At 43.0% G+C, this 16475-nt stretch carries 11 protein-coding genes; 6 read left to right on the forward strand and 5 right to left on the reverse strand.

Features of this window, described 5'->3' with window-relative positions; genetic code table 11:
• Positions 1–59 precede the first annotated feature (59 nt).
• From Q4591_RS08585 to Q4591_RS08600, 4 genes are all read right to left on the reverse strand, one after another.
• A complete protein-coding gene (locus Q4591_RS08585) occupies positions 60–692 on the reverse strand; it encodes a DUF484 family protein (RefSeq protein ID WP_102440240.1) in 633 nt (210 codons plus the stop codon).
• 74 nt (positions 693–766) lie between these two features.
• Positions 767–1594: a diaminopimelate epimerase gene (gene dapF / locus Q4591_RS08590; RefSeq protein ID WP_102440233.1), complete on the reverse strand. Its 828-nt coding sequence runs from the start codon at positions 1592–1594 to the stop codon at positions 767–769.
• Between the two features lie 45 nt (positions 1595–1639).
• Positions 1640–2884, reverse strand: a complete 1245-nt coding sequence (gene lysA, locus Q4591_RS08595; protein WP_102476048.1) for a diaminopimelate decarboxylase — start codon at positions 2882–2884, stop codon at positions 1640–1642.
• Between the two features lie 53 nt (positions 2885–2937).
• The gene (locus tag Q4591_RS08600; RefSeq protein WP_241901024.1) at positions 2938–3126 is read right to left on the reverse strand and encodes a lipoprotein; all 189 of its coding nucleotides are present in this window, start codon (positions 3124–3126) and stop codon (positions 2938–2940) included.
• Positions 3127–3207: 81 nt separating this feature from the next.
• On the opposite strand from Q4591_RS08600, the gene cyaY reads away from it, so the two are divergent.
• The gene (cyaY, locus tag Q4591_RS08605; RefSeq protein WP_076539407.1) at positions 3208–3537 is read left to right on the forward strand and encodes an iron donor protein CyaY; all 330 of its coding nucleotides are present in this window, start codon (positions 3208–3210) and stop codon (positions 3535–3537) included.
• 67 nt (positions 3538–3604) lie between these two features.
• Here the strand turns inward: cyaY and Q4591_RS08610 are convergent, their stop codons facing one another.
• The gene (locus Q4591_RS08610; RefSeq protein ID WP_303460541.1) at positions 3605–6034 is read right to left on the reverse strand and encodes a class I adenylate cyclase; all 2430 of its coding nucleotides are present in this window, start codon (positions 6032–6034) and stop codon (positions 3605–3607) included.
• A 257-nt stretch (positions 6035–6291) separates the two neighbouring features.
• Between Q4591_RS08610 and hemC the strand changes: the two genes are divergently transcribed.
• From hemC to Q4591_RS08635, 5 genes are all read left to right on the forward strand, one after another.
• Positions 6292–7221, forward strand: coding sequence for a hydroxymethylbilane synthase (gene hemC, locus Q4591_RS08615; RefSeq protein ID WP_102440236.1), 930 nt, complete (start codon positions 6292–6294; stop codon positions 7219–7221).
• Positions 7222–7226: 5 nt separating this feature from the next.
• Positions 7227–7943, forward strand: a complete 717-nt coding sequence (locus Q4591_RS08620) for a uroporphyrinogen-III synthase (RefSeq protein ID WP_102440237.1) — start codon at positions 7227–7229, stop codon at positions 7941–7943.
• A gap of 133 nt (positions 7944–8076) precedes the next feature.
• Positions 8077–9282, forward strand: coding sequence for a uroporphyrinogen-III C-methyltransferase (locus tag Q4591_RS08625; RefSeq protein ID WP_157937389.1), 1206 nt, complete (start codon positions 8077–8079; stop codon positions 9280–9282).
• On the forward strand, positions 9279–10451 hold the full coding sequence (locus Q4591_RS08630) for a heme biosynthesis HemY N-terminal domain-containing protein (protein WP_102440239.1): 1173 nt from the start codon (positions 9279–9281) through the stop codon (positions 10449–10451). Before Q4591_RS08625 ends, Q4591_RS08630 begins: the two co-directional genes overlap by 4 nt.
• Before the next feature lie 430 nt (positions 10452–10881).
• Positions 10882–16475 (forward strand): retention module-containing protein (locus Q4591_RS08635; protein ID WP_303460547.1); only part of this gene is annotated, 5594 nt, incomplete at its 3' end.

Below are 16475 nucleotides of genomic sequence, written 5' to 3' on the forward strand. Positions count from 1 at the left end.
CCAAGCAGATCATGATAAAGCTAAAACAGTAATGTTAAAGCTTAAAAAAGTTGTGACATTTAAAATTTCGGCAGCATATGGTCGAGTAAATCGCGTATTTGTTCAAAAAACAAATTATCCATATCCGGATGAAAATGCGCCGCATCAGCTGATGCAACCCCAAAAATCACCTGACCATTTTCATCTGACAGCTTGGTCAATGCTACTGAGCCGACTTCGCCACCAAATAAACGCTTAGACTCTGATTGGGTTAAGCGGCCAAAATAATAACCTTGCTGAATACGCTGACGCCAAATCTTAGCCAATTCGCTGTCAATATCATGCACGGTTATCAGCCTTACATGGGTAAAGCCGAACTCTTGCTTAAGGCTTTGTGACACCAACTGTCTTAATTGGCCTAAATCTTCACACTTTAGAATGTCTAAGGATAACTGCCGATTAAAGCGAAAAATTTTCTCGTTCTCGGTGGCTATCTTCATTAATGAGGTAATTTCTTCTTCAAGCTGGGTAACTCGGGTGCGCAGCATTTCTTGCCTGCGCTCGACCAATGACACTGCGCCGCGTTCGTGATGAGATAAACGCATCGCCAGCAATAATTCAGGGTAACGATTAAAGAACTCTGGATTTTGCAGCAAATACTCGCGGATCAGGTGCTCATCGATGGCTAAATCCTCCATCGATAATGTCGGCATGCTTAAGTCAGCGCCCAAATCAGCTGCTGCTTTGGCATTTTGGGCGAGCATTTTTTTGGTATTAATTACATCGGTCATAACTGGATTTGTCCATCAAATACATGTTCAGCAGGTCCAGTCATCCATAACGGCTTGCCCTCACCTTCCCAGTTAATGTTTAAACTACCACCGGGTAAGTCAACTTTAACTTGGTTATCTAACTTATTTTGCAAAATCCCAATGGCCACTGCAGCACAAGCGCCGGTACCACAAGCCAATGTTTCACCTGCGCCGCGCTCATAGACTCTAAGCTTAATATGGCCACGATTAACCACTTGCATAAAGCCAACGTTAACCCCTTTAGGGAAACGCTCATGACGGGTCAGCATAGCGCCAATTTCTTCCACCTCTGCAGTGGCAACATCATCCACATCTAATACACAATGGGGGTTGCCCATAGAAATGGCACCACAAAGAAACGTTTGCTTGGGGCTTGTTAATAAATAGGTTTTTTCGCTGCGTTTGGCCCGAAATGGGATTTTACTGGGCTCTGTGATAGGCACGCCCATATTCACGGTAACGCTGCCATCACGCTCTAAGCGCAGGGTCATTTTACCTGAGCTGGTGCTAACGCGGATTTTGTATTTATTGACTAACCCTTTGTTACGCACAAAACGCGCAAAGCAGCGGGCGCCATTGCCACACTGCTCAACTTCACTACCATCTGCATTAAATATGCGGTAATGAAAATCTAAATCTGGGTCGTAAGGCGGCTCGACTAATAGCAGCTGATCAAAACCGATCCCGAAGTTACGATCGGCTAATCGGCGAATTTGATCTGGCGAAAAAAACACATTCTGTGTTACGCCATCAACCACCATAAAATCATTACCTAGACCATGCATCTTGGTGAATTGGATCAAAAGTGTCTTCCTTTATCGAACTATTATGAACGTATTGATAAACTATTACGGCAGTATATGTTCACCTTGCCACAATTGTTCAATCTTTTCACGCTCACGGATCACTTGATTTTGATCTTTATCGACCATGACCTCTGCCACACGTGGACGAGAGTTATAGTTAGATGCCATCACAAAGCCATATGCCCCACTTGAACGTACAGCTAAAAAGTCACCTGCTGCCACATTTAACTGACGGTCTTTACCTAAAAAGTCACCGGTTTCACAGACTGGGCCGACCACATCATAAGCAAAGGTTTGCGCCGCAGTTTGGTTAACAGGGATAATGTTTTGCCAAGCTGAATACAACGACGGACGAATGAGATCGTTCATGGCGCCATCCACAATAGCAAAGCGCTTATCGCTGTTTTCTTTTAATGACAACACTTGAGTGACAAAAATGCCGGCGTTAGCTGCAATGGCGCGCCCGGGTTCAAATATCAATTTTAGTGGTCGATCGCCCAAGCGCTCAAGTAAGGCGGCGGCGTACACATCAGGATGCGGCGGAGTTTCACCATCATAAGTCACCCCTAAGCCACCACCGACATCGAAATGCTTAATTTCAATGCCCTGCACTGCTAAGCGGTCAATTAGCGCTAGCATTCGGTCCATGGCATCTAAAAACGGGCGCATTTCAGTTAACTGTGAGCCAATATGACAATCAACCCCTTTAACATCTAGATTAGGCAAACTATGGGCGCGAGCGAACACTTGCTCAGCTTCATCCATGGCGATACCAAATTTGTTTTCTTTAAGCCCGGTAGAAATATACGGGTGAGTGCCGGCATCCACATCTGGGTTAACTCGCAATGATATTGGGGCCACTTTACCTAAACGGCCAGCTACCTCATTAAGTTGCTCAAGCTCAGCGCTTGATTCAACATTAAAGCAATAAATACCAATATTCAGTGCTTGTTCCATTTCCGCCGTTGTTTTACCAACCCCAGAAAAAACCACTTTTTTAGGGTCGCCGCCAGCGGTAATAACCCGGGCTAATTCACCGCCAGAAACAATATCAAAGCCACTGCCTAAACGTGCTAATACGTTCAGCACCGCAAGGTTAGAGTTAGCTTTAACGGCATAACAAATTAAATGAGGGTGCGTTGCCACGGCATTATCAAAGGCATGCCAATGGCGCTCTAAGGTTGCGCGCGAATAAATATATAGCGGCGTACCATGCTCACGAGCCAATTGCTCTACTGAGCAGCCTTCAGCAAATAAGCTGTCTTGTTGATAAATAAAATGATCCACTATGCGATTCCTTGTTTATTATTCTGTAATACTTTTATGCGATAAAGGCGGCTTTAACCTAGCTTTTGAGGCAATTGTTGAGACTGAGTCTGAGGTTTAACTTGGTTTTCCTCAAGGGTAGACTCTGGCGGTTTTCGCTGTTCCTGATTGGTTTCTGCGTCAGGAGTTTTATATAAAGGGCCTTTTTGTCCGCAGCCTATAATGGATAGGCTAGCAAGCATTACGAATAAAAACAGTCTCATTTTTCTCAACATTCTATGCATCTGGGGAGTTATAGCCTTATAATCGCATTCATAACCTAGAAAGCACAAGGATTGAAATGCATGGCTATGACAGATACAGAGTTTCATCAATTGGCAGATGAGATGTTCAGCAAGATAGAAAATGCCATTGAAGCTGCTATTGACGAGCAAGATGCCGATGTAGACATCAATGCCAGTGGTAATGTTTTACAGCTTGAGTTTGAAGATGGTTCGCAAATCGTCATCAATAAACAAGAGCCGTTACATGAGCTCTGGATTGCGACTCGCTTTGGTGGTTATCACTTTGCGTTAGTTGATGGAAAGTGGTTTGATGAGCGTAATGACAATATATTCATGCCGTTTGTGATTGAGTCGATTAAAAAGCAAAGCGGTATTTCGCTGGCGATTTAATCCCTCAGGTGTACTAGCTCAAATTGTCGATATCTAAAGTGATAATGTCAGCAAAACTGAATTGGGTTTAGAAGTCTGAACTCAATTCATTTATCATCACCCCAAATGGCACCACGTTTAACTCACCGTTTATTCTTTCTAATTTAAAAAATTGCGGCATATTAAAATAATGCTGTGATGATACCCCCTGCTCAAACGCAAAGCTGTGGCTTTCTTTTTCCACCAACTCCTGCATCGACATATTTTCATATAATTGATGTTTAAGCTCGTTTGCTTCATCAATAATAAACACATCTAAAACATCAGGTCGCTGGCGTAAAAAGTATTGCTTTGCCCCTTTGGAAATATACAACTTAATCACATTGGGGATACCGCCGTAGGGATCAGCTTTGATGATGGCAGCTGGCGCATTCAGCTGCGGCTTTTTAAAACGCTGCACTTTTATCGGCCCAGCTTTAACCGCGTCATCACCCAAGAGGTTATACACCAAACCCATGGGATTAAAATATAAACCATAACGATGGCCGCCAAGCTGTAACGGATGCATTAACCCTGAGAAAGTGCGCGCCTCATAACAGTATTTGACGCATTGAGAAAAAATCCCCTGCAGCGCATCATGTAATTGTTTTTTCAGCCGCTGGGCACAGGCGACAATATTAATTTCTACTTGCTCAGGTTTACATTTTAAGCCTATAGCAACAAAAGACAGCGCCTCTAATAATCCCAATGGACCTTTAAAACGATGACACTGCCACTCGCCCCAACTATTGAGACAAATGATATCAATGGTAGACAACATATTTTGCTGTTTTTTGCCTAAGGAAAAAACATTGGAGTTCATGTAATCAATCATGATCTCTTGCCCTTGCCACTTGATGGTTGGGTCTTTATCAAGATTGGCCACAACAATAATTTTTTTATAAAAAAATGGCTGACACAATTCAGCTTTGGAGACTTTGCTTGTCGCCGTCATCAACGGATTAAGGCTTAATGCCAATTGAGTCAAGCGGGCTTTACGGTGTTTACTGCGGCCATACTCTTGCCACTGAGTGTCCGCAGTAGAAATATCATTCATCACCGCCCACGCAATCAATGCTGTGGGTGTGTCGGCTTTAATAATGGCTGACTCACCCAATAGCTGCCCAGAATTATGCGGCTGGCGATATAAATAAAATCGTGACTCTTTAAGGCTATGGATAATGGTTAAATTTGGCTCGATTATTGAGCCGCTCCACAGCTTGTTTAAAGGTAATAATTGATGCTCATCGTCACTGAAATAAGTATGAAGTTTACGGGCAAGGATCCCTAATTCTTCCACTCTAAAGCGATCGCTTAATGCTTGTTTTGAGGCAAAGTCCAATAAGGTGCGATAACTGATTAGTAGCAATTCATTAAGCTGCTTGTTAAACCATTTAAGTTGCCCTGAATGCCAGTGCTGGCTGTTATCCAGTGTTTCTAACAAACTATGGGGCCAACCCCAGTCCTCAACCAATTGCTGCATTTTATCTCTGCGCCAATCTCTGGCCACGCAGCGATTTGTTAAGTTAACACCGCACTTAAGATAAAAACAGCGGCGGACAATTTCGAGGCGGCGCGTGTCCCGTCGCCCGAGTAGATATGCTTCAATACGCTGATATAAAATTAAATAGGCATCATTGGATTCAGTAAAATCCCCTTGCTGGCACTGTTGCCAAATCTGCTGGGTAATAAAATTTGCTTGCGGGTACTCTGCGGCATAGGTTTCCAGCAGCAATACCTTAAGCAAGGCTTTATGGGGTTTATTGAGCCCCTTATAGAGTTGCCATAATGAGGCGCCAAAATATTCAGTTGCCGGCATGGATTGTACATCGCCTAAAAACAACACTTCGTTATCAGCGTCAGCACCCGGCCACCACCCCGCCGCTTTACCAGACAAACGAATATGGGAGCGATAAAATTCTTCTAATAATAACCAATGCTGGGTGCTGCCACTGTGCTCTTCGCCAAGGGAGCTGTAACAATTATCAAATGCGCTGCATTCTCTAAACTGTAATGGGTGTACCAGATAAAAATTCACTTCAAAATCAAAACTTGCAAACCACTGAGTCAATTGGTCTGTTTTTTCAGTAACTAATGCTAAATCAGCATGACTTAAGCTTGATTTGTAAACCAACCACACATCAACATCACTTTTAGGGTTTTGGCCAAAACTTGCGGTGCTGCCCATGGAATACACTCCTTCGAACGCACTGGGCTGGGCTGCTTGCAGATCTAAACTGGGTAAATGCAGACTGTGACGCGCCTGTTCCATAGCAGGTGTCATGTCAAATTGGCTGATCCCAAAAGGCGTTAAAGCGGAGTTACTGCCGGGCAGTTGCACATTATGATGATGGATCAAATAAGGAATGATATCGAAAAGCTGTTGCTGAATTGGCGACAATAAGGATTTAACCCGTTCATATCGAACAAGATTGAGTTGATTAGCTATCTCGATGGAGCGATAAACCTTTTGAATCAAAGTATCATCCTGTTACTAGCACTAAGTTACTAATTATCAACATACTGCAGCGCAGTTAAAAACCATGTTGATTAGCGTTAAATAAATTAGTAGAAACGTGATCATGTTAGCACTTTTATTTAAATACACCAGCAAATGAGATCTGCATCACAAAAAAACTACGTGCATAGTTCAAACAATCGCTATCGATTTGTTACATCTGCTTTCTGGCAATGTTAGCATTATTGCAATTAAGTCTATTGATGGAACTCTTTGGCATGTCTCAAAATGTTATTCGTATCGCTACACGTAAAAGCCCACTTGCAATGTGGCAAGCAGAATTCGTAAAAGCAGAACTTGAACGTATTCATTCAGATTTAACCGTAGAGCTATTACCAATGAGCACAAAAGGAGACGTTATTTTAGATACGCCTCTGGCTAAAGTTGGCGGTAAAGGTCTTTTTGTTAAAGAACTTGAAGTTGCCATGCTTGAAAATCGCGCTGATATCGCGGTGCATTCAATGAAAGATGTACCGGTAGACTTCCCTGAAGGTCTAGGTTTACAAGTGATTTGTGAGCGTGAAGATCCACGTGATGCATTCGTATCAAACACTTACAAAACCATTGAAGAATTACCACAAGGCGCTGTTGTGGGTACTTCAAGTCTTCGTCGTCAATGTCAAATCCGTGCGGCTCGCCCAGATCTCGTCATTAAAGACTTACGTGGCAATGTCGGTACTCGCTTAGCTAAATTAGATAGCGGCGATTACGATGCGATTATCCTTGCTGCTGCAGGTCTTATCCGCCTAAAACTTGATGAGCGTATTGCCAGCTTTATTTCAGCTGAAGACTCACTACCTGCAAATGGCCAAGGCGCTGTCGGCATTGAGTGCCGCATGAATGACGAACGCGTTAAAGCATTGCTTGCGCCACTTGAGCATTTAGAAACTCGTTACCGTGTTTTTGCCGAAAGAGCGATGAATATGCGCTTAGAAGGTGGCTGTCAGGTACCAATCGGTGCTTATGCTGAAATTGATGGCGATAGCTTACATCTTCGTGGCCTAGTGGGTAACCCTGATGGCAGCCAAATCATTGAAGGTAATGTGACTGGTTTAAAAACTGATGCGGTTGCATTAGGTGAGCAACTGGCTGAAGATTTACTTAGCCGCGGTGCTAAAACCATTCTAGACGCTGTTTACAACCAGTAATCGAGATGAAAGTCTTACTGTCGCGCCCTGAGGGGCGCAATCAAGCTATGGCAGATAAGCTTAAAGCGAAAGGAGTCGACTTCATGGTCACTCCTTTATTAGCTGTGGTACCTACTCACAACCGGATTAACCCCAACACCCTCACCCAAGCTGACAGCTTAATTTTTATTAGCACTAATGCGGTAAAGTTTGCAGCCATTAGCCTTAATGATAAATTTCCAGATTGTCGCTATTACGCCGTTGGCCAAGCCACCGCTGATGCCCTGTCGCAATATAACATCACTCCTGAAATTGCCCCTGAAGACAGCCAGGACAGTGAAGGCTTATTATCACTGACATCATTAAGCGATATTAAAAATCAACACATTGTTATCGTAAGAGGTATTGGCGGCCGCGAAACTATCGCTGAGCAACTGACTCTCAGACAGGCCAATGTTTGCTACTGGGAAGTCTACCAACGCAGTCTGCCAAAGCTAGATTCAGCCTTGGTTTGCAGTCAGTGGCAGCAATTCGGCATTGATACCATAATCGTCACCAGTGGCGATGTGCTAGAGAATCTAATTAAACTTGTTCCAAAAGAGTTATTTGCATGGTTGCAATCATGTCATATCATAGTCCCCAGTAATCGAGTGGAGCAAAGAGCAAAAATAGTCGGGTTAACTCACGTCACCAATGCAAGTGGCGCGAATACTCAAGCTGTTTTAGCTGCATTATCTGTTTAATCATTAGCGAGTCATTTGTATTTGCGATAATGTTTAATCCTGCCAAACTGTAACTTTGCCTTATCGTGTTTTTGCTCGCATTAATGATTTGGTCGCACTGTGGATGATCAAACTAGGTACTCAAGGACAGCTCATGGAACACAACAAACAAGATCCTAATCAACAAGCTCATTCAGACAATGATGTGATTGAATCAACTCCTGTTATCGAAGCAGATAAAGTGAGCGAACCTGAGTCAGAAAATCCCTCATCAACCACACAAAAGCAAGCCACAAACTCTGAGGCTAGCCCAGAAAAAAAACACCGTAGTAAAAGTTCATGGTGGGTGCGTTTCAGTATTCTTATTTGCCTGATCATTGCCATTGGCGGAATAGGCCTAAGCTATCTGCTATGGATGGAACTGCAAGAGCAAAAACAGCAGCTGCAAACTCAAAACCAACAAACCAGCGTAATAGGTAGTCAAGTCACGCAAGCGCTGGTAGAACCCAATAAACGCATTGCAGTATTAGAAGCCCAGCAACAGCAAAATTCACAGGCTTATCAGCAACAAGCGCAGTTAGCTAAATCACAACAGCAATTACAGCAACGGGTCGCTACACTAGCTCAGCGTAATCCAAATAACTGGATGGCATCTGAAGCTGAATACTTAGTCCGTATGGCAGCTAGAAAACTGGCTCTTGAAAACGACCCTAAAACAGCAGCAAGTTTATTAACATCTGCTGATGAGCGTATTGAAGCAATGAAAGATCCCACCTTATTGCCGATACGCCGCGCACTTGCCAATGATCTCGCCCGAACTAATTCCATCAAAACCACTGATGTGGCAGGCACCATTTACGCTATTGATGGCATACTTAATCAGTTAGATACCTTGCCATTGAATCGCGCTAAAGCCCAAGCAGCAGAAGACTTGGCAGCGCAAAATGCCATCTCAGATTCAGTAGATGACTGGCAAAGTAATTTAGCCAAGACTTGGCATTCAGTAACGGATGGTTTTATCACTATTCGTAAGCGCACTACAGATCTTGAGCCGCTACTAGCCCCAGATCAGCAATGGTATCTGGTTGAAAATATCCGCAATAAATTACTCCAAGCTCAGTTAGCCCTGTATCAACATGATCAAGTTAATTATCGCCAATCGGTTGGCTTTGCGCGAACGTGGATCCAGCAATACTTTGATTTAGACGAAGATAAAACCCAAGAAGCGCTGCGGGCTTTAGATGCACTAATGACGGTCACCATTGAAGAAATAAACCAGCAAAAATTTGAGTCTACCCGATTACTTCAGCAGCTCATTACTTACGGTGAGTTGGTTCCAGCAGAGGAACCACAGTCATGATTAAAACTCTTGCATATGTGATTATCATTTTAATCGGTTTTTGTATCAGCCCATTTATCATCGGCAACACAGGCTATATTTATATTGCGGCGGGCGATTATCAAATAGAAACCAGTTTAGTCTTTGGTTTACTGGGGTTAATTTTATTTTATGCAGCGCTACAGATAGTTGAATGGCTGATTATTTTCCTACTGAATATCATTATTCATAGCCGCTATTTACCTGATCGCTGGCGCAAACAAGCCGCTAAAAAACATACCTTACAAGGGGCCTTAGCACTGGCAGAAGAAGACTGGCCTAGTGCTGAAAAAGCCATGTCTAAAGGCGCAGCAAAAGGCGAACTGCCGGCTTTGAATTTATTTGCCGCCGCCCGCGCTGCTCATCATCAACACAATAGCCAAGCCCGTGATCAATATTTAGCTCAAGCGGCAGAAGATCCGCTAGCACAAACCGCAGCCAGAACCTCAAAAACTCGCTACCTTATCCAACAGGGTCAATTAGCTGAGGCGAGAATAGAGCTACAATTACTCAATCCAACCAGTAAAAGTAAAACCCCAGTGCTAAAATTAGCCTTGGATTTATATCAGTTACAGGGTGACTGGCAAGCATTAAAGTTACTTTTACCTGCTATTAAAAAACGTCAAATCGTTACTGATGAGATATTTAATAATATAGAGCAACAAACTAATATTGCCCTATTGACTGCTGCAACTGAATCTAACGAACAAGATCTTGAGAAGTGTTGGCACTGGCTTAGTAAAACAGAGCGCAGTCAACCGACTCTCATCGCCATTTATGCTCGCGGCTTATGCCAGTATGAACGTAAAAAAGATGCCTTAAAGCTGCTTTCTAAGAGTTTGAAAGTCGAACCCAGTAACAGCATTTTATCGGCCTTGCCCCACATACTAGATGCTGACGATGATGAAATAAGAAAACTACTGCAACGTTACCAGCAAACCCATGAGCATGATGCTGGATATCAAGTGTGTTTAGCCAAGTTAGCCATGCAAAAACGTGATACTAAAGTCGCAAAAGAGCACTGGACAAAAGTATGTGACGTATCACCATTACGACAGCATTGGTTGGCATTAGCACAAGTGCAAGAGCAACTCGGTGAAAATACCGCTGCACTACAAAGTTATCGAAAAGCGGCTAATGCTAGCGAGTAAAACTTGTGCAAATATTAAGCAATAATTTCATAATGAATTAATCGCTTTCTATAATCAGTTAGACACTAAAGCCTGCCATTTGGCAGGTTTTTTTATCGCTTTTTTCTACGTGAAACAAGCTAATCTAGCAACAAATATCTCATGAATAGCCTACCAACATCACCTAATGCTAATGTATTAAAAATTTAACATTTGCCTGTAATCACTTAGTTGTACTGATTTACAAGACTTTTCTATTTCCCTCGTAAATTCATTAGTTTATTACGAAGAACTAGATGGTCAAAAAATTGACCTATAGTAAGGCTACTGCTAAGATTGTTAACTTGCGGTTAATTTAACTTTCAAACTTATAACAGCAAATACCTCGATATGCATAGTTATGCTAACACTATGAATATCAGGTTAAATGCGGGTTATTGGAGCTAAGGTCATGAGTTCTGTTGTAACGACAAAAAATGGTGTTTTAAATTCAACTAATGGAGAGATTACTCTCACGTTGAACAATGAAACAAAAAACATTCTTCCAGGAGATACTATTCCTGCAGGGGCAGAACTCCAAGTAGCCGATGGCATTGCGTTTGTGGTGACCTTTGACGATGGCACTATTCTCAATGGTGACAACATAGCTGAAAACTTATCGGCCGAAACTATCATAGATATGACCACAGATGAGCTCACTGAGATTGAAGCCCTACAGGCATTAATTGAATCCGGTGAAGATCCAACCGCTGAACTACCTGAAACCGCAGCAGGTGAGACAGCAACAAATCAAGGTGGTAGTGATTTCGCTTCATTAGCTCGTGAAGGCTCGGAAACTATTGCTACAGCAGGCTTTGATACCTCTTTTGATGCACCAGATATTTTAACCGCGAGTCTTTCATTAGGTGATGATGGCGTTGATGCGCTAAATAACAACTTTAATGTAGCTCAGTTTACCGATAATTTTGTCAATGGCGTATCCTTTACCACCTCTTCTGGATTATCAGGTTTTACCGGTGATTTGGGTTCACCGGGATCATTTGCTTACCTTCCTGGCGACACTATTACTTTCATGGTCGGTGGCGTCACTATTGCTACTTTTAGCGCCGATGTTATTCAAGGGGATATTTTATTCCTACAGGATATTGCTGGTACTTTGCTGTCAGATACCAACATGGATTATGTTGAGAACATGGCTATTTTCCTTCAAGCCTTGGATAACGATTTATCCGACGGTATTGATGACGGTATTTTAAATACCAATAGTCTGGTTAATATTGATGACAGCTACAGCACTAATATCAATATCTTATTATCCGTTCACGAAGCATTAGCCAATTATATTGATCCCACCACGGGCCAACCATTAAATATAGCAACAGCAGGTAAAGAGATGATCTCTCAAGTACTTGCTGAGTTAGGTATTATTTTTACCCGTGATACCGAAAGACAAGAAGATGGCCAAAATGTATTTGAAACCATTGCGATGGAGCATGTTGCAGATACCATTGATGACATTGCAGGCGATAGAACCCCTGATGAACATGACGAACGTACCGTAGATATCCTTGACGTACCCGGTGGGTTAATTACCTACAACTATAATGAATTAGATGGTCAAATTACTTTCTCAGCCAACGATTTACTAGAAGGTGCCGTAGGCCAACAGGTTATCGACCAAAACTTATTGGTTAGCAATGTTAGACTCAGCGCAGCTTTTGAGGACATTGGGACTTTACAAGATTTAGGTGATGGCAATTTTGTCATTATCTTAAATGAAGGTATTACCCAATACGATCTTGAAGGCCTAAGTATTGATTACCGTGTAGAAGATTGGACCGTCTTCAGAGACGTCACTTCAGCGACCCAAGATCAATATAAATCACATCTATCTGCTAATATTCCAGATGTTTTTGAAGATGTTGGTTTTAATCAATTCACTTTAAATAGTGAACTCACATTTGAAACCGATCAAGAACTGTTCATCACTTTCACCAGTGAATTACTCAGTGAGCAACTCGGTTACCCAATTGCCGAATATGCTGATGATTATTTAGTTCCTCTTGAATACTCGAATGATGGTGGCCTAACGTGGCAGACCATGACTGTAGGAGGGATTGATTCAAGTGGTGATCTTGCTAGACCTATATTTAGCTTCAACCTTGAAGCAGGTAACAATAGCATCCTAATTCGCGTGCCTATTTTTGATGATGCCATTATTGAACCAACTGAATATTTCAATGCCATTGTTACTGGTGAAAATGTTTATGATGAAGAACTAGAATTTGCCATTTTTGATAACGACGGTAACGGTTCAGACTTACCTGTTGTCGATATTGACTACGCCGTTGTTGTAGAAGGAATGGAGTTTGCATTATTCACGCTGACGTTAAGTGAACCAAGCACAGAAACCATTACCCTTGATTATAGCTCAGAAGAGCTAACCGCTTTATTCGGTGAAGATTTCACTAATGTAAGTGGCACTGTGACTTTCCTCCCTGGTGAAACTACAGCTTATATTAGCGTCCCTATTACAGATGATTTAATCGTAGAAGGTAGCCCTGAATTTGCGCTAATAAACTTATCTAATCCAACCAATGCTGTACTAGGTGATACTCAGGCTACGTTACGTATTTATGACAATGACTTACCTGATAATACCGCTATCGCGTTAGATATCGATCCTGTTACAGGTGATAACATACTTACACCAGATGAAAGCACAGGCACTGTGACCATTACTGGTACCGTGACCGCCGATGCTTCCATCACTACAGGTATTATCATGCTGACCATAAATGGTCAGGAATACCAAGCAATCATGCAGTCTGACGGGACATTCTCTGTCGAGGTCGACGCGGCGGATCTAGTCAATGATGTTGATACTGTCATTGAAGGTATTGTTTACGGTTATGGTGCTGATGGATCCAAAGGCACTGCTACAGCAACTGAAGATTACGACATACCAACCGAAGCGCAAAATGATGCAATCGTCATAGCAGAAGACACGGTTGCAGAAGGCAACGTATTAGATAACGATTCTGACACTGACGATGTTCTAAGTGTTGTCAGCTTTGAAGTTAATGGCGAAACCTATAATGCTGGTGACTCAGTCACTTTAGAAGAAGGTGTGTTCGTTTTAAATAGCGACGGTAGCTATTCATTTACACCAAATGCGGATTGGAATGGCCAAGTTCCTGTTATTACGTACACAACTAATACCAATGTCACTGCAACACTGACCATTGAAGTAACGCCAGTTGACGATCCAGCTGTTATCGTAAATGACTACAACACGGTTGCTGAAGATACTGTCGCAACAGGTAATGTGCTTGATAACGATAGCGATATTGATAACGACCTCACGGTCACAAGTTTTGAAATCAATGGTGAGACCTATCCTGCAGGTACTGAAGTGTCACTTGATAGTGGCACGATTGTCATCAGTGAAGACGGTACTTATACCTTCACCCCTGCAGAAAACTGGAACGGCCAAGTTCCTGTCATCACTTACACCACCAATACCGGTGACACTGCAACACTGACACTTGAAGTCGCTCCTGTTGATGATATGGCTGCACTTGAAAATGACAGCAATACAGTAGCAGAAGACACGGTCGCAACAGGTAATGTGCTTGATAACGATAGCGATATTGATAACGACCTCACGGTCACGAGTTTTGAAATCAATGGTGAGAGCTATCCTGCAGGTACTGAAGTGTCACTTGATAGTGGCACGATTGTCACCAGTGAAGACGGTACTTATACCTTCACCCCTGCAGAAAACTGGAACGGCCAAGTTCCTGTCATCACTTACACCACCAATACCGGTGACACTGCAACACTGACACTTAAAGTCGCTCCTGTTGATGATATGGCTGCACTTGAAAATGACAGCAATACAGTAGCAGAAGACACGGTCGCAACAGGTAATGTACTTGATAACGACAGCGATATTGATAACGATCTCACGGTCACGAGTTTTGAAATCAATGGTGAGACCTATCCTGCAGGTACTGAAGTGTCACTTGATAGTGGCACGATTGGCATCAATGAAGACGGTACTTATACCTTCACCCCTGCTGAAAACTGGAACGGCCAAGTCCCTGTCATCACTTACACCACCAATACCGGTGACACTGCAACACTGACACTTGAAGTCACTCCTGTTGATGATATGGCTGCACTTGAAAATGACAGCAATACAGTAGCAGAAGACACGGTCGCAACAGGTAATGTACTTGATAACGACAGCGATATTGATAACGATCTCACGGTCACGAGTTTTGAAATCAATGGTGAGAGCTATCCTGGAGGTACTGAAGTGTCACTTGATAGTGGCACGATTGTCACCAGTGAAGACGGTACTTATACCTTCACCCCTGCAGAAAACTGGAACGGCCAAGTTCCTGTCATCACTTACACCACCAATACCGGTGACACTGCAACACTGACACTTGAAGTCACTCCTGTTGATGATATGGCTGCACTTGAAAATGACAGCAATACAGTGGCAGAAGATACTGTCGCAACAGGTAATGTACTTGATAACGATAGCGATATTGATAACGATCTCACGGTCACGAGTTTTGAAATCAATGGTGAAACCTATCCTGCAGGTACTGAAGTGTCACTTGATAGTGGCACGATTGGCATCAATGAAGACGGTACTTATACCTTCACCCCTGCTGAAAACTGGAACGGCCAAGTCCCTGTCATCACTTACACCACCAATACCGGTGACACAGCAACACTGACACTTGAAGTCACTCCTGTTGATGATATGGCTGCACTTGAAAATGACAGCAATACAGTGGCAGAAGATACTGTCGCAACAGGTAATGTGCTTGATAACGATAGCGATATTGATAACGACCTCACGGTCACGAGTTTTGAAATCAATGGTGAGACCTATCCTGCAGGTACTGAAGTGTCACTTGATAGTGGCACGATTGTCATCAATGAAAACGGTACTTATACCTTTACCCCAGCTGAAAACTGGAACGGCCAAGTCCCTGTCATCACTTACACCACCAATACCGGTGACACTGCAACACTGACACTTGAAGTCACTCCTGTTGATGATATGGCTGCACTTGAAAATGACAGCAATACAGTGGCAGAAGATACTGTCGCAACAGGTAATGTGCTTGATAACGATAGCGATATTGATAACGATCTCACGGTCACAAGTTTTGAAATCAATGGTGAAACCTATCTTGCAGGTACTAAAGTTTCACTTGAAAGTGGCACAATTGTCATCAATGAAGGCGGTACTTATACCTTCACGCCTGCTGATAATTGGAATGGCCAAGTTCCTGTAATTACATACAAGACCAATACAGGTGATACTGCCACACTGACACTTGAAGTCACTCCAATAAATGATTCTCCTATCGCCGTTGATGATGTTATTAATGCACAAGAAGATAACCTATTCACCTCAACTGTTGACTTAGATGCCAATGATACCGATGTCGATGGTGATAACCTTTCTGTGATTGCTGGCACCTTCACCACAGTACAAGGCGGCACTATCATCATCGCTGCTGATGGCAGTTACACCTATATGCCACCGGCTGACCTTAATGGCGTAGACAGCTACGTGTATACCGTCACTGACGGCACTGACACTGACACCGCTACATTAACCATTAATGTAGGCGCTCAAAATGATGCCCCAGACTTAGTGGCTGATGTTGATAGTGTTGATGAAAATACCACTGTAACAGCAGATGCAGCTAATGGCGTATTGAGCAACGATAGTGACTTAGATGGCGACGCACTAAGTGTCACTGGGGTCCATTCTGGTGTGTCAGGCACAAACACTGCGATTACTGCTGGACAACCTGGGGTGATCGCCAATGAATATGGCACATTAACTATCAACTCTGATGGTAGTTACACGTTTATCGCTAATGGCGCATCTTCAGAAGCGTTACCAGATGGTGTGACTGCCAATGCCGTATTTACTTATACTGCAACAGACGGCACTCAATCTCTAACGCAAACACTCACCATCACAATCACTGGCGCCAATGACCC

Source organism: Shewanella sp. 3_MG-2023 (assembly GCF_030548765.1).
Taxonomy (GTDB): domain Bacteria; phylum Pseudomonadota; class Gammaproteobacteria; order Enterobacterales; family Shewanellaceae; genus Shewanella.

Coding starts and splice junctions, on each gene's coding strand:
- Q4591_RS08585 (WP_102440240.1), bottom strand. CDS start 692: ATGCCGACATTATCGATGGAGGATTTAGCCATCGATGAGCACCTGATC.
- Q4591_RS08600 (WP_241901024.1), bottom strand. CDS start 3,126: ATGAGACTGTTTTTATTCGTAATGCTTGCTAGCCTATCCATTATAGGC.
- cyaY (WP_076539407.1), top strand. CDS start 3,208: ATGGCTATGACAGATACAGAGTTTCATCAATTGGCAGATGAGATGTTC.
- hemC (WP_102440236.1), top strand. CDS start 6,292: ATGTCTCAAAATGTTATTCGTATCGCTACACGTAAAAGCCCACTTGCA.
- Q4591_RS08620 (WP_102440237.1), top strand. CDS start 7,227: ATGAAAGTCTTACTGTCGCGCCCTGAGGGGCGCAATCAAGCTATGGCA.
- Q4591_RS08625 (WP_157937389.1), top strand. CDS start 8,077: ATGGAACACAACAAACAAGATCCTAATCAACAAGCTCATTCAGACAAT.
- Q4591_RS08630 (WP_102440239.1), top strand. CDS start 9,279: ATGATTAAAACTCTTGCATATGTGATTATCATTTTAATCGGTTTTTGT.